This is a genomic window from Dendronalium phyllosphericum CENA369 (genome assembly GCF_016056275.1).
Lineage (GTDB): Bacteria > Cyanobacteriota > Cyanobacteriia > Cyanobacteriales > Nostocaceae > Dendronalium > Dendronalium phyllosphericum.
In genome coordinates this window covers 60,420-74,311 of record NZ_JAECZA010000008.1, presented here as the reverse complement: position 1 = coordinate 74,311, position 13,892 = coordinate 60,420, and the positions used below count along the sequence as shown (strand labels likewise).

Annotated in this window: 14 protein-coding genes and 1 pseudogene; 7 read left to right on the top strand and 8 right to left on the bottom strand. The window is 42.9% G+C overall.

From position 1 onward, the window contains the following. Nucleotides 1-29 precede the first annotated feature (29 nt). A complete protein-coding gene (locus I8752_RS37160; protein WP_225895421.1) occupies nt 30-587 on the top strand; it encodes an ISAs1 family transposase in 558 nt (185 codons plus the stop codon). A 168-nt stretch (nt 588-755) separates the two neighbouring features. Here the strand turns inward: I8752_RS37160 and I8752_RS03830 are convergent. Next, nucleotides 756-1,844, bottom strand: a pseudogene (locus I8752_RS03830) (CHAT domain-containing protein); the annotation flags it as partial. A 294-nt stretch (nt 1,845-2,138) separates the two neighbouring features. On the opposite strand from I8752_RS03830, the gene ribD reads away from it, so the two are divergent. Then, the gene (ribD, locus tag I8752_RS03825; protein ID WP_214431005.1) at nt 2,139-3,326 is read left to right on the top strand and encodes a bifunctional diaminohydroxyphosphoribosylaminopyrimidine deaminase/5-amino-6-(5-phosphoribosylamino)uracil reductase RibD; all 1,188 of its coding nucleotides are present in this window, start codon (nt 2,139-2,141) and stop codon (nt 3,324-3,326) included. Nucleotides 3,327-3,392: 66 nt separating this feature from the next. Here the strand turns inward: ribD and I8752_RS03820 are convergent, their stop codons facing one another. Next, nucleotides 3,393-3,608 carry a hypothetical protein gene (locus I8752_RS03820; RefSeq protein ID WP_214431004.1) on the bottom strand — a complete coding sequence of 72 codons (216 nt, stop codon included), beginning with the start codon at nt 3,606-3,608 and terminating at the stop codon, nt 3,393-3,395. Between the two features lie 219 nt (nt 3,609-3,827). Beyond that, nucleotides 3,828-4,550 (bottom strand): GDSL-type esterase/lipase family protein, encoded by a 723-nt coding sequence (locus I8752_RS03815; protein ID WP_214431003.1) that lies wholly within the window; start codon nt 4,548-4,550, stop codon nt 3,828-3,830. 263 nt (nt 4,551-4,813) lie between these two features. Between I8752_RS03815 and I8752_RS37925 the strand changes: the two genes are divergently transcribed. After that, nucleotides 4,814-4,936, top strand: coding sequence for a hypothetical protein (locus I8752_RS37925; protein WP_263985281.1), 123 nt, complete (start codon nt 4,814-4,816; stop codon nt 4,934-4,936). Here I8752_RS37925 and I8752_RS03810 read toward each other — a convergent pair. The 4 genes from I8752_RS03810 to I8752_RS03795 all read right to left on the bottom strand — a co-directional run bounded on the left by I8752_RS03810 (nt 4,933) and on the right by I8752_RS03795 (nt 8,771). Further along, nucleotides 4,933-6,891: an FHA domain-containing protein gene (locus tag I8752_RS03810; protein ID WP_214431002.1), complete on the bottom strand. Its 1,959-nt coding sequence runs from the start codon at nt 6,889-6,891 to the stop codon at nt 4,933-4,935. The two genes, I8752_RS37925 and I8752_RS03810, sit on opposite strands and share 4 nt — an antisense overlap. Before the next feature lie 177 nt (nt 6,892-7,068). Beyond that, nucleotides 7,069-7,650, bottom strand: a complete 582-nt coding sequence (locus I8752_RS03805) for an FHA domain-containing protein (protein WP_214431001.1) — start codon at nt 7,648-7,650, stop codon at nt 7,069-7,071. Between the two features lie 127 nt (nt 7,651-7,777). After that, nucleotides 7,778-8,443, bottom strand: a complete 666-nt coding sequence (nfi, locus tag I8752_RS03800) for a deoxyribonuclease V (RefSeq protein WP_214431000.1) — start codon at nt 8,441-8,443, stop codon at nt 7,778-7,780. A 55-nt stretch (nt 8,444-8,498) separates the two neighbouring features. Beyond that, on the bottom strand, nt 8,499-8,771 hold the full coding sequence (locus tag I8752_RS03795; protein WP_214430999.1) for a rhodanese-like domain-containing protein: 273 nt from the start codon (nt 8,769-8,771) through the stop codon (nt 8,499-8,501). Nucleotides 8,772-8,964: 193 nt separating this feature from the next. On the opposite strand from I8752_RS03795, the gene I8752_RS03790 reads away from it, so the two are divergent. The 4 genes from I8752_RS03790 to I8752_RS03775 all read left to right on the top strand — a co-directional run bounded on the left by I8752_RS03790 (nt 8,965) and on the right by I8752_RS03775 (nt 12,616). Continuing rightward, nucleotides 8,965-9,483, top strand: a complete 519-nt coding sequence (locus I8752_RS03790) for a hypothetical protein (protein WP_214430998.1) — start codon at nt 8,965-8,967, stop codon at nt 9,481-9,483. A 252-nt stretch (nt 9,484-9,735) separates the two neighbouring features. Beyond that, entirely contained in the window at nt 9,736-11,223 is a 1,488-nt protein-coding gene (locus I8752_RS03785) for a hypothetical protein (RefSeq protein WP_214430997.1), read from the top strand. 100 nt (nt 11,224-11,323) lie between these two features. After that, nucleotides 11,324-12,289 (top strand): aldo/keto reductase, encoded by a 966-nt coding sequence (locus tag I8752_RS03780; protein WP_214430996.1) that lies wholly within the window; start codon nt 11,324-11,326, stop codon nt 12,287-12,289. A gap of 117 nt (nt 12,290-12,406) precedes the next feature. Further along, nucleotides 12,407-12,616, top strand: coding sequence for a DUF6887 family protein (locus I8752_RS03775; RefSeq protein WP_214430995.1), 210 nt, complete (start codon nt 12,407-12,409; stop codon nt 12,614-12,616). Here the strand turns inward: I8752_RS03775 and I8752_RS03770 are convergent. Then, nucleotides 12,613-13,872, bottom strand: a complete 1,260-nt coding sequence (locus tag I8752_RS03770) for a DNA cytosine methyltransferase (RefSeq protein ID WP_214430994.1) — start codon at nt 13,870-13,872, stop codon at nt 12,613-12,615. The two genes, I8752_RS03775 and I8752_RS03770, sit on opposite strands and share 4 nt — an antisense overlap. Nucleotides 13,873-13,892: the final 20 nt, after the last annotated feature.

The following is a 13,892-nucleotide window of genomic DNA, read 5'->3' as shown; positions in this document are numbered from 1 at the left end:
GGTGCTGTATTCAGTTTTGATTCTCTGCATTGCCAAAAAAAACTTGCCAGTTAGTTATAGAAAGTGGCAACGATTACGTAATTGCCGTTAAAGATAATCAACCAAAATTACATCGTCATATTCAACGCATTGCTGCCAATGGCTTGCCCAGAAGTCGTTATATAGAGACCGAAAAAACTAAGAATAGACTGACAACAAGGACTGTTGAAGTTTTTGATGATTTAAATGGAATTGACCTATCCTGGGCGGGAATTAAGGACTTAATTCGAGTTCAAAGAACTGGAACGCGAGGAGGTCAACCATATCATGAGGTTGTCTGTTACATTAGTAGCCTCATTCATTCGGCACGAGAATTTGCTTGTGGTATTCGCGGTCATTGGAGTATCGAAAATCGCCTCCATTGGATTAAAGACGTAGTTATGAAGGAGGACGACTCAAAAATACGTATGGGTAATGCTCCGGCTAACCTCTCTGTATTGAGAGCGATCGCCATTAATATACTCCGTCGAAATGGTCATCCTTCCATCACAATTTCTCAAAGATTTCTCTCTAATGATATTGACAAACTTCTTGCCCTTGTGGAATGAAACAGCCCTGGAAGAGGAGGGGGATGAGGAAGATGAGGGAGATGAGGGAGATGAGGGGGTTAATAGGGCGGTGTCTTTGGCGGCTTGATACAAGGCTGGGAGAAACCAGTCTTGTAATTTTAAAGTAATTTGCTTGTCTCCCCGTCGCCTTTCGCCCCGTTCTTTGTTGAGGTACAAATCTCGTCGTCCATTATCTAAGGCCGCGCCGATACCTTCAGCCCGCACCAAGCGCTGATAAAATTTGGCAAACAATTGATGGGCTGTGACAACTAATACTGAATAAGTCATCGCCAATACCGCTGGAATTCCTGCGTGGGTTAACCTAGCTGCGACACAACCCATAGCATCCTCACCCGCCACCATCGCTGACTGACAAGCAGACAGAACAATTAACCCGACTTTTTGACGGTGCAGCATTTCCCCCAAGGTTTCGGCGGTAATCAGGGCTGTTTTGCCTTCGGGATTCTCAAACAACAGATAACCCATATTGCTGCCATTGCTATTTTCCCCTTTCGTCGCTCCCGCCGGGTCGCTGGATTTCGCCCGTTCGTGGAATCGCCCATCGGGGTCATAGACACCATGCCCATCAAAGTGAATAATATCAATCGCTGGTAGGCGTTCGTCTTCTAAACGAGCGACTAAATTATCCAAAGTCGCGGGACGCAAAAATTCTACCTCAATTCTTCCCTCTGCTTCTTGGGCGATCGCATCCAACACCGCCTTAGCTTCGCCACGGGGATCAATAAACCCCGCATCACTGGGACGACTCACCACAAACAGCAACCGCAAACGGTCTTTTGGCTGAACTTTAAACGGTCTGCGTCCACCCCCCGCCCCCGCCAAGCGACGACGCACAGAAATCCGGGGATTTTCGTTAAATAAATAGATATCTGATGCTGGGTCGCGTAACAATTCCCAAGGTAAAGATAAAATTGCCGGATGACTGGCGCTAATGGTTAATAAACGTCCTGGTTCATCGGTACGTTGAAATTCAAAAAATATGTTCTGGGCGGTGCGATCCTGAAAAATAGCTTCAAATAAGCCTTCACCCCAGCGTTGGAAGTTGTCTCCAATCCGCTTTGCCCGTTCATCATCTACATCAGCAGTGTAACTATTGGCGTAGACCTCAAAATACCAGCGAATATCTTCCAAATCTTCGGGTGCTAAGGGGGATGTAAACTTTAGTCTGTCGGTTTCTAGGTCATCAAGTCTGACAATAACTTGATTAATCTCCGGGAAACGCAAATTTAATTCCATATTCAGGGAAATTGCGGCTTGAGTGTGAGGATAATTCGATTGTAAAGAAGCTACCGCCGCTTTAGCTGGATTTTCGGAGGGGTGGGGGATGTAAAGACAGGGAGACGCAAAGACACGGAAACGCGGGGAAATAACAACTGACAACTGACCACTGACCACTGACAACCTAATCTTCCACGCCTCGGAAAACTGCTGTAAGTTAAGATCGTCAAAAGTAAAACCTAAATATTACTGTTAAAAAATCACGCAAAAGAGCAGCTAGCGTGGAAAATATTGAGAGCGTTACCCAAAATTATGGATAATTTCCTTGCGATCGCTCAGGCAGATGCATCTCTACCTAACTACACTCCAGAAAATACGCTTCCAGTGGATTCGGCTGGGAAAAGGGTAGGGAGTGATTTTGATTCCCGGATGATGCGGCGGTGTTTGGAACTTGCCCGTCGCGCTTTGGGACGCACTTCCCCAAATCCGTTAGTGGGTGCTGTGGTTGTCAAGAATGGGGAAATTGTCGGGGAAGGGTTTCATCCCCGTGCAGGCGAACCTCATGCGGAAGTTTTTGCCCTGAGAGCAGCGGGCGATCGCGCTCGTAGTGCTACAGTTTATGTCAGCCTCGAACCTTGCAATCATTACGGACGCACGCCCCCTTGTTCGGAAGGGTTGATAGCAGCTGGCGTTGCCAAAGTGGTAGTCGGTATGGTCGATCCCAATCCTTTAGTAGCTGGAGGTGGCATTGCCCGTTTGCGTGCGGCTGGGGTAGAAGTGGTGGTGGGTGTGGAAACAGAGGCTTGCCAACAGCTCAATGAAGCTTTTGTACATCGCATTCTTCATAAACGACCTTTGGGGATTTTGAAATATGCCATGACTTTAGATGGCAAAATTGCTACTACCTCTGGTCATAGCGCTTGGATCACAAACCAAGATGCCCGTGGTGAAGTTCATCAACTACGGGCAGCTTGCGATGCTGTAATTGTGGGTGGCAATACAGTACGACAGGACAATCCTTATTTAACTAGCCATCAGGTAGGAGCACATAATCCTTTACGGGTGGTGATGAGTCGCCAGCTAAATTTGCCTGAAAATGCTCGCTTGTGGCAAACTGCGGAGGCTCCGACTTTGGTGTTAACAGAGGTCGGCGCTAACCCCGATTTTCAAAAATTCTTGCTCAAACAGGGAGTGGAGGTCATAGAATTAACCTCACTCACTCCAGAACAGGTAATGAGCCACTTATACGAGCGGGGTTTTTGTAGCGTGTTATGGGAATGCGGTGGTAAGTTAGCCGCCAGCGCGATCGCTCAAGGAGCAGTGCAAAAAATCCTTGCTTTTATCGCTCCGAAAATTATTGGTGGTAGTCATGCCCCTACACCTGTTGGTGACTTAGGTTTTAGCACCATGACTGAGGCACTGCCCTTAGAACGTGTCCGTTGGCGTGTGGTAGGTTCCGACTGCTTAGTAGAAGGTTATTTACCCCAAAGAAACCAATAGTTTATAGTCCACAAGCGATAGCTATTACTGTTGTCTATAAACTAATCTGTTGCTACTTTGTTAATATCAACACTGACGCTCATAAGCAAGATCGCGGATGAGAGAAAGTCGAGATTGAATGTAATCACAGAGAAAATCGGTTTCGTTGGGATCTAACAACGCTTGTGTTGTAGTTTGTTTTACCAACCATTGCACCAAGCTAGCATCGTCCATATGCAAGAGGGTCTTGGTTTGGGAGTTTTCAACTACAGACCATAGCTGACGCAGAATTTTAGGAGTCATCAGACCTCAAGTTCATCATTAGTTAGCCTAGCTTTTTTCAGATTACACAATTCCAGCAGTAGCTTACGACTTGAATGACAAGCTGAGACAAGTATTATTAAAAACTTAATATGGTGATTTATAACTTTATGAAGATTAAGAATTGGGTGACTGCATTAAAGAGTTAACAGTCTTTGCTAAATCTACTTTCTGTCCTGCAAAATTTCCCAGTACAGTTTTTTAATGTTTAGAAATTTGAACTGACGATAATTGCGTCAGGCGATCGTGGGATTGAGAATGATAAGTTGCAAGTGCTTCCCAAGCGATCGCGTCCTCTAACAAAGCTTGATAGCCTAGTGTATTGGGGTGAAGGCCATCTTCGCTCAAACGCTGGAGTCGCCAAGTTTCTCCGCGTTGCATCCATCGCTCGAAAATATCTAAATAGGGAATTCCCCGTTTCAGGCAAGCGTGTCGAGTAGCTTCTTTGTAGCGGTACTGATCGCTATGATTGTAGTAAAAACAATCTAGAAATGGCATTTTGGACTCATCCACTGGAACCATGCCGACAAACAGCACGGGACAAAGTTGCTGCGCCATATCTAGTAGAGATGCCATTTCTGATTCAAATACAGCAAAATCTGTGTAATTTCGCCCATCAGGACGAGCTAACCGTGCTGAATCATTCACTCCTACTGACAGAATAATTAAATCGGGTACGCGATTTCGGAGTTCGCCGCGATGGCGGAATTCTACTTCTAATCTTTGGGCTACTTGTTGTGTGCGATCGCCTCGTACTCCCAAGTTATACAGTACGTGACCGGCGCTATCGGGTGACATCCACCAGCGGCGTAGTTGTTCTACCCAGCCTCCTTTTTCTGGATCGCCAAATCCGTACACTAAGCTGTCCCCCAGTGCGATAATCTTCAAAGGCTGACATTGGTTTGGTGGTATAGACAGCTGCATTGGGGAAGAAAGCTCGATTGTTTGCATCTTAAAAAGAAATATATTTTATATCTTTACAAGATTCTATACATTTCTATACCATTAAGGGCTATCTTTGTGAATTCTGCAAGCAACAGCTTGAAAAATTCCCATATTCGCACCTTAAGTACTCAGTAGACATCGAATGAATGCTGCAATTAGCTGACACTAGTATCAAGTCTAGGAGATTTTCGCTTCTCGGTGTTGTTTTCAAATCATTCCCTTATGGGAACCCACAACCAAGCATGAAAATCTCAGTCCCAGCGTCTCCCCATCCCCCTTCGGGTTCGGCAGTTCGCAACCGACGGAAACCGCCAGGACTGCGACTACCTCACCGCGTCACCGCGTCTATTTTCAAACTAGATTAAGGTGACTGATTGAGTGCCCATTTTAACCACTGCCCAAAGGAAATAAAAGCATTCAAACGCTGGACTCCAGGGGCGCGGGCAGCAGCAAGACCATCAACGGCAACTAGTGCAGCGTACTGTAAGCCCAGGAAACTATCTACTGCTGCATGGGGGCCACCAAGGGTTGTTGCCCCAGCGGCATACATTTGACCTTTAGCACTACGCATTTCTACTAACTCAAAATTATTTGCCACAACCAATCGCCCTAGCTGGTTTATGGGTAAGTTGTAATGTTTTACCAAATCTTCCAGTAAGGGACTTGCTTCCACCTTGGCATCTAGTCCAGTAGCATCAATAATAAAGTCGGCTGTCAGATTCATTTCTCCAAAACCTTTTTCTTGGATATGGGTAATAGTCCGGTTTTGGGCATTCCTCTCTACGCTTACCACTTGCCCAAAGGTAATTTGATACCAGCCTTCCCTTAATCCTTCCTCAGTAATACGCTGCCAGTCACGGCGGTCAGCGGTAGTAGTACCGCCCCAGTCTGTTAGTAACCTCTTGCGTTCGTCTGGATTCGCTTGTTCTAACATAACGCGGAGGTCACCGCCCCAGCAGGCTTTCGGCCAGTTAAAGGGTTGAAGTTCGTAATGATTTTTGACTAGGCGTTGGGCATTTTGGAATTTGTTGCCTTGAGGTTTGGGCGATCGCATCAAGTGCAAAACTGTAATATTCTGATTTCGCTTTCTGGCCTCATAAATGCGTTGAATAATCCGCGATGCGACGATTCCCCGCCCGCGAATCAACACAGTACCACCTTGGCGCTCTAGTTGCTCATAGACATGAGTATGTGTTTCATAAGCATTTACGACAGATTTAAAATCTTGATATTTTTCCCGGTAAGCTTGCAAATCTGGGAGAAACTGAATTGCTGGATACCCAGTAGCTAAATGTAAATAACGACTAACTAAAAAAGCATGATTTCCTGGGCCGCGAGAATAGGCTACGCAATATCTACCATCATCTGTTTTACGAATTGTCCTGACTCGCCCATAACGATAAATTTGATTCCAGCCAATGCGTTTCACTTCCCGGTCTATGGAATCAAAGACATTACCCGAACGAGGCGTATAAGTTTCGGCATAGGTTGGTTCAGCAAATACCTGCCACAAATACTTCACTGCGGAATTCAGTTGTCCTTTGGTGAAGTCGCGCCAAGCTTCCCGCAAAGCATAACTAGGCCAGCCCCAAATATTATCAGGACAAGAATCAGAATTAGATCGCAGTCTTTCATGTAAGGGAATTTGCGAATTCATGCACAGGCGCTTGTAACGTGCATACGGCTCCTTTTCTAATCCCAAAGCCACAATCTTTTCAGCACGCACACCACTAATCCGCAGCAAATCAACCCAGACAAAACTACCTAATCCCGCTCCAATTGCCAGATATTCACATTCATCTACGGGTAGCCCTGTGGCATGAAGTGCCTGCACAGCAACTTTTTCTGCCTGAAATGCTGCTGGGGGGAAATTGTTACTGGCAGTTACTACAGGCGGCGGGGCTGGAGGTAAACTAGGGTCTGGGATATCGGTATTTGGGTTAAACCGAATCATTGAAGGGGGACTGGTGGCTTGCATAGTTGCACTCAAACCAAACGTCACCGTCATCATGTAGGGGCCAATTTGTAACGTATCCCCATTAGCTAGAACACAGCGTGTTTGTCGTTGACCGTTGACAAATACACCGTTCACGCTTCCCTGGTCAATTACCACTGGTTGGTTTTGTTCGCTGTCAATTAAAGCGTGATAGCGAGAAATTTCATTACTATTCAGCAGCATTCTGGAGACGCGCTGTCCGCCATGTTCGGCAGGTAAGCGAGCAAATTCTCGACCAAAAGCTATAGGCACAATTAAATTTGGTTCTCGCCTTTCTCCTGTTGCCGGATCTTCCCAACTTAGTTGAATTTGTAGGTTAGTCATTGGTCAATTGTCAGTGGTCAGTTGTCGTAGAGACGCGATTAATCGCGTCTGTACAAAAGTCAGTTGTCAGAAGGTAGGAGACACAAGGTAGGAGGCAGAAGCCGCAAGTCGCAAGTTATTCTCCCTCACTCCCTTGTCTCCCTCATCCCCCTCATCTCCCCCTGCTCCCCCTACTCTCTAATTACTTGGTGCTACTAAAACACTTACTGCCGCAGCCAAAGATGTGCCACACCAAGGACAACCTATTTGCAAGTTCTCTGCGGAGGAAATTCTATGACATTTGGGACACTCTAAGCCGTAAACTCCTTGTGGTGCTGGTTGATGGTGGTGGTGTATCGGATTTATCTGTGGCTGTTGTAGGGGTATTGGTGGATGGGAGTTTCTCGCCGATGGCTGTGGTGGTGTCAAAATTGTTGCTGGAATGCTGTTGATGACAATGGCAGTAACTTGGAGTTGCATTTGACCCAAATAGATCGCACTGCCTTCACTCAAAGGTCTTTCACCTTGGGCTAGTTGGTGTCCATCTACTAGGGGAGGATTTTGCGATCGCAGATTTCTAATAAAAAAACGTTGCTGTTGAGTATGAAAAAATATTTCTACGTGTAAACCTGATACAGTCGGGTTACTCACAACAATGTCGCACCGGAGTGGATCGCGACCGATGCGAACTGTACCAGGATTTTTACTTGGCTGTTGTTCGTAAATGTTCTGTGTTTTATTTTGACCTGCATCGTGCCACTGTAAAGTTAGTGCGTTCATTGTTCTAACTTGGGTAACTCGTATTTAGCTACTTCAACTCCTTTCTGTGCGATTCCTAACACGATTGAGTAGAACCAAGCAAGTATTTAGCACAAACTTCAACAAAACAATATCGAAAATCTTGGTGTTATCTCGCAGATGCTAATTTATCAGCAATACGTGTGGTTTCTGGCAGCCTATATTTTGGCGTGCAGCGTAATACATAGTCAATTGCTGTAGGTAGACTGACTCTGTTACCGCTAGATACGTATACGGGTTTGACTTTTGTACGCGTCCTTAAGACTGCCCCAATTGTTTCACCCCGATGTATCAATGGTTGCCAACTACCTCTTGTTTCTGGCAATTCCTCATGTTTGCCAATCAGTAATGATTTTGCTACACCAATTGTCGGTATATCAATGAGTATTCCTAAATGACAAGCTATACCTAATCTGCGAGGGTGAGCGATTCCTTGACCATCACACAGGATAATATTTGGTGTTGTTTTAATCTTTTCTAAAGCGTCGAGGACAGCCGGAATTTCCCGAAAGGAAAGGAAACCAGGAATATAGGGAAAGGTCGTCGGACGGTGCGCTAAGGTCGTTTCAATCACCTGCAAATCGGGAAAACTTAGCACCGCTACTGCTGCACGGCTAATTGTACCGTCGGCTTCAAAACCCATATCTACGCCAGCAACATACTGAACGGGTTCTTTGAATTTATCTTGTGTAATTACCTGCGATCGCAATTGTTCTTGGATAACTATGGCTTCTTCCACTGTTGCTGGCCAAGCGTGATGTTGATTAATCTTCATATTTTAATTTTGCTAATTTACGCAAATATGCAACGCCTATTAATTGTTTAATTGCTTATTTAACTGATAAATCATTAGCCGCAAAGTATTGACTTAGATGTTGAGAAATATTTTTTGATACTAAAGTAGTATCTAACTTTTGTTTAGTAAAAGCTGGAACTTGTTTATAAAGAGTTCCTCCTTTAGCGCGTTCGGCATCATTAAGGACTGATACATTAATTGGGTAAGCAATGCGATATTCTGTAAATTCACTAAGCGATCGCACATCAATTATTTTACTGTAAGTTACTGTCCAAGGCTGTTGAGTGCATGTGAGTAAAGCTGACATGACGGTTAACTAATAGTTTCAATTGTGACAATGTCATCACTTAAATTGTGAAATTCTCTGATGTAGTAAATTTGATTAAATTCCAGAAAATTTGGAAAATATGCCAAAAAATTTCTAAAAATGTTAGTTCCGGCTGTGAATAGGGAATTCTAGGATAAAAGACTATTTTCTCAGCTTTGCTTTGGTACTGGTTATGATACAGCCGCATATTTTGGAACTTGCTAAACAGGGAGATACAGAGGCGATCGCCTGTTTAATGAATCGCCACTTACAACCCAAGGGTATCACTGCTACAGTTATTCTGAAAGACACTTGCTTAGAGGTAATGCTGGAATCTGTTCAAGTGTCAAATCAACAAGCCTTAGTTACATTTGTTCGTAAAGGAATAACTAGTTTATCTGCTGCATCTATCAAAAGAGTGAAAGTTTATTGGCAGCAAACAGGCGAACAGTCTCCAGCTTGGTGTGAAGAGTTTACTCTAGGTATAACAGAAACTGAATTAGAAGTAGTGGATAACGAACAGGATTCAACTCCTCATCTATTAACTGTTTCTATTACTTTAAGTGGTGACACTACATCTGGATTAACAACCCAAAATTTTGAAAGTATTGCTAATAAAATGACAAAGGATATTTTTGCATACTTTTCTGATGTTTTTATTCAAAAAGTAAGTGTTAGTAATGGTAGCTCTACGATTGTACAAGAACGCTAGTATTTGAATGTTTCAAAAATAAAATTGTTTTTAACATAATTTGTTACGAAAGCTCCGGATTCCCGATTTATTTAAAAAATCGGAAATCTTGTTGTGCGCCAATTATTTAGAATTGTTATACCAATTTCCAGCAAATTATATGATATCTATCGATAATATATTGTTAGCAGTTGCAAGAATGTTGCTTTAGCCTGTAAAAGGGGAATCCTGAGATGAGAAGATTATTTGCTCAGGTTTTCGCATTTACTAGTTATGACACAACCGAGTATTTTAGAACTTGCAAAACAAGGAGATGCACAGGCGATCGCATCGACGATTAATTATCTTTTTAAACACAAAGGTATTATTGCCAAAGCATTTTTAAAAGACGTTTTTTTACAAATAGTACTAGAATCAGAGCAAGTACCAGAAAAAGAATCATCAGTTGCACTAATTCATAAATTGATGATGAAATTGCAAGTTAAATCTATTAAATCAGTAAAAATATATGGAAAAAAGACCGGACAACATTTAGCAGTTTGGGTAGAGTGCTTAAATTTTACTTCTAATAGAGAAGACCTGCAAAAAAACTTAAATCCTCAGAGTAATCCAAAAGCGATTGTTCAATCATGGCCTGCATGGATACCTTACCCTCATTCATGGTATCGAACATTTGTTTTAATTCCATTTATAGCTTTGATTGTCATATTAAGTTTTAAATTTACAGGCTTTTGGGGATTTATTTTATCAGCTATTACCAATAAAATAGAAATATTATTTATATTTTTGGTATTAGGAATATTACTACCGTTGCTCTCGGTTGCTTATATTCATAGTTTTTGGCTATCTTTGTGGAAAAAGCAATCAGCATCTCCTCATTGGCCTCAATGGTTGCCCAATCCAACTAGTTTATGGGAAGGCTTTTACTCAGAATTAGTATTCTTCTTATCTTTGTTAGTGACTATTGTTATTTTATTGCCATTTCTCCCATTGACAACCTGCGATTATCCGCAATTATTAGCTTTCTGTAATATCAGAGAAGCTGTTTTAAACTACTATATCCAAACTTACTATATTGATAAAATTGCACTATTCATTTGGATTTTTGCTGCTGCATATCTTTATCAAGCTGAATATCTATTTAGGCGAAACTTCATACCAAAGATAAAATCGTTACTTAAAAAGTATCAGTCTAAGCGCCAGTCTTATAGAATTGATAAAACAGATGTATATATGGACAAATTACGGGGTGATATGGGTATAACCCAGATGAACAAAGGTAAAATACAGCAAACTCAGATGACCTCGTTTTCTCAGTACCATAATCAAAATACAAAAAAACCGAGAAAGCAACTGCTGATATTATTTTTGATGACTTTAATTTCTGTTGGAATCTACTTATTTTATAAATTACCAAATAAACAAGAAATTCCCGTTACCATAACATCAAAAATTCCAGTGCTACCATCAGAAATCGTAGGAGTTACACCTTCAACAGTAACTTCAGAATTGTCTAGTACTATACCTAAAACTGATAATTTTCGAGAGGCTGTTAATCAAGCAATTAGTGCAGCCAACCTAACCCAATCAGCAAAATCTCAAGATGAATGGAAAATAATTGTAAATAAGTGGAAAACAGCGATCGCACTTATGAAGACAGTGCCAGATTCTAGTGCTAATTATGCAATAGCCCAGCAAAAAGTCATTGAGTATCAACGCAATCTCAACTACGCCGAGAAAAATGCTGTTGGTGTAATCTAAGGCGATCGCACTTCAAGGTTAAGCTAAAAAATAAGTGCGATCGCTCACCATCATGGTATCCCTCGCTAACATAAGAGAAGCGATTTAGCTAAAGCCAATCATGACAGAAAGACAGACACGGCGTAATTTCTTAATCACCAGTGTTGCTGTCACTGGGGGTATTGTGACAACTACTGCTTTGCAAAAAAATGCTGCTAACACCGCTACACCACCAGCAAGTATGCCAGAGAGAGTACTAGGACGCACGCAAGTAAAAGTACCTATCTTCGGCTTGGGAGGAGCAGGACAAACGCCGCTATCTTGGGAAGGAAAAGAGCGCGATGCTGTGGCGATTATTGAGAAAGCGCTGGAACTTGGCATCAGTTACTTTGATACTGCGGCTAGTTATGGCCCTAGTGAAGATTATTTAGGTAAAGTTTTACCACCTCATCGCTCAAAGCTATTTTTAACCAGTAAGACAGATAAAAGAGATCGCGATGGTGCATGGCGAGAATTGGAGCGATCGCTTAAACGTCTCAATACAGATTATCTCGATTTATGGCAGTTACATCACGTTTCTTTTGCTCAAGAACTCGACACCATTTTTAGTAAATCTGGCGCAATTAAAGCTTTAGAAGAAGCAATTGGGCAGAAACTTGTGCGCTTCGCAGGTATTACCGGACATCACGATCCGCAAGTGATTGCTGAAGGATTGCGTCGCTATCCTTTCCACACTACCCTGATTCCTGTGAATGCTGCGGACAAACACCACCCTCGTCCGTTCATCCCAGTAGTTCTACCAGTAGCGCAAGAAAAAAATGTCGGCGTAATTGCGATGAAAGTCCCAGCTTACGGACGGCTATTTAAACCAGGGGGATTAGCAGGTATGCAGCAAGCTTTGGGATATGCACTGTCTCAGCCTGGGGTTCATTGTTGCGTAATTGCTGCGGAAACAGTCGCACAATTAGAAGATAATGTCAAAATAGCGCGTGCTTTTCAGCTTCTTAATAAGAAACAATTGATTGCGATCGCTCAACAAACCGCTGATATCTGGGAAGATAGTACATTTTTCCGTGCTTGGACTTAGTACATAGTGAGGGGTGAAATTAAAACGCAAAGGGGAGGCAGCGCGTTGTGGGGGTTCCCCCCATTGTAGCGACTGCCGTCGCGCAGAGTTGAGCGCAGAGGAGCGCAAAGTGTAACGATGACGAAGCCTGATTTTAGTAAAATGTCCCGTAAAGAACTTAGAGCATACGTTTTGGCTCACCGCGAGGATGATGAGGCAATTGAGGCTTTGATCGAACGGGGAAGTCCTAATAGTCCAATATATCCATTTCCTCAGACTAATGAAGATTTGAAGGAAATGGAACAGATACTAAAGAGAAAATTGGGTAGTAGTGGAGAAGCAATCTAATAGTAACGTTGTGCTGCTTGCGACATATTAAGTTGTAGTAGCTTTTCATCTCCTATCTGCTGGCAAAAACTAGATTTGAAAGGTGAGATATTCAAACTACGAATAATCTCTGATGCTACAGCCTTTGCGAGTAGTGGTGGTACAGAGTTACCAACTTGCCGGAATCCATGCCATTTGGTGACATGAAATCTAAACCAGTCTGGGTAAGAATGTAGTCTTGCTGCTTCTCTGACTGTAATGCAACGGGGTATAAATGGATGAATCGGTCGTGGAGAAGTAAAAGAACCTTTAGACTGGTCTGTGCCGGCTCGCAGAGTGTTGCATACGCCAGCAGGATGCAGTTTATGGAAACGACTAATTGGCTCTCTTTCTCCTTGAGTCGTAGCAGCAAAGCGTTCAATAGTAGAGAGCGTATGTTTTGTTCTTAGACTTGAAGAGAGAATTTGGTAATTAAATTCACGTTGGTAGGAATAATCATCCTCTAAAGTACTATGACAACGAAGTGTCTGAGCGTAATTACTAGGTTTGCCATACTCTGCAATTACCCAGTCTCTTTTCAGTAACTCTGAGTATTTTTCTACTTCTGGTAAATCTCCGATCGCATCCCGTACTGTCGGGCCAATTGGAAGTGCAGACAACTTTTGATTGACAGAATCATTTGGTTTGGCAGCTTGAGTAATTGGCTGAGGATATTTTGGTAACTCCACATCCTCCCTTGCTCCAATTAAAAATAATCGTTCTCGTGACTGTGGGACTCCATAATGAGCAGCGTTGAGAACTTGGTAATTTTCTTCAACTTGATAGCCTTTATTTTGAAACTCGCTAATTAAAGTTTGAAGAATTTTTTTGTGTTCGCCGACAGTGATGCCTCGAACATTTTCCATGACAAAAAACTTTGGTTTTAGCTCCAAAACCAGCCGATGAAAATGAAATACTAAAGAATTTCGCGGGTCGTCAAAAGCTCGTTTACCGATTAATGAAAATCCTTGACAGGGACTACCACAAATGACCGCATCAATTTCGCGATCGCCAATTTCCGATCTATTGCGAATCTCTTTTGCCGTTGTATCTACAACGCTCTTGCACAACACAGAGCACGAAGGAAAGTTAAACTCGTGTGTGGCACAGTGAATGGGGTCGATTTCCACAGATGCCAGCACATCAAAACCAGCTTGTTCAAAGCCAAGGCTCATGCCACCTGCACCTGCAAACAAGTCAACTGCGATCGGCCGTTGCTTTCTTATCTGATGAGCCATGACCCAAACAAAAAGTGTGA

Bases quoted from the DNA above. Each gene is read 5' to 3' on its own strand.
- I8752_RS03815 (WP_214431003.1), bottom strand. From the start codon at position 4,550: ATGCAGCTGTCTATACCACCAAACCAATGTCAGCCTTTGAAGATTATC.
- I8752_RS03775 (WP_214430995.1), top strand. From the start codon at position 12,407: ATGACGAAGCCTGATTTTAGTAAAATGTCCCGTAAAGAACTTAGAGCA.
- I8752_RS03780 (WP_214430996.1), top strand. From the start codon at position 11,324: ATGACAGAAAGACAGACACGGCGTAATTTCTTAATCACCAGTGTTGCT.
- I8752_RS37925 (WP_263985281.1), top strand. From the start codon at position 4,814: ATGAAAATCTCAGTCCCAGCGTCTCCCCATCCCCCTTCGGGTTCGGCA.
- I8752_RS03810 (WP_214431002.1), bottom strand. From the start codon at position 6,891: ATGACTAACCTACAAATTCAACTAAGTTGGGAAGATCCGGCAACAGGA.
- ribD (WP_214431005.1), top strand. From the start codon at position 2,139: ATGGATAATTTCCTTGCGATCGCTCAGGCAGATGCATCTCTACCTAAC.
- I8752_RS03785 (WP_214430997.1), top strand. From the start codon at position 9,736: ATGACACAACCGAGTATTTTAGAACTTGCAAAACAAGGAGATGCACAG.
- I8752_RS03795 (WP_214430999.1), bottom strand. From the start codon at position 8,771: ATGTCAGCTTTACTCACATGCACTCAACAGCCTTGGACAGTAACTTAC.
- I8752_RS03790 (WP_214430998.1), top strand. From the start codon at position 8,965: ATGATACAGCCGCATATTTTGGAACTTGCTAAACAGGGAGATACAGAG.
- I8752_RS03820 (WP_214431004.1), bottom strand. From the start codon at position 3,608: ATGACTCCTAAAATTCTGCGTCAGCTATGGTCTGTAGTTGAAAACTCC.
- I8752_RS03770 (WP_214430994.1), bottom strand. From the start codon at position 13,872: ATGGCTCATCAGATAAGAAAGCAACGGCCGATCGCAGTTGACTTGTTT.
- I8752_RS03805 (WP_214431001.1), bottom strand. From the start codon at position 7,650: ATGAACGCACTAACTTTACAGTGGCACGATGCAGGTCAAAATAAAACA.
- nfi (WP_214431000.1), bottom strand. From the start codon at position 8,443: ATGAAGATTAATCAACATCACGCTTGGCCAGCAACAGTGGAAGAAGCC.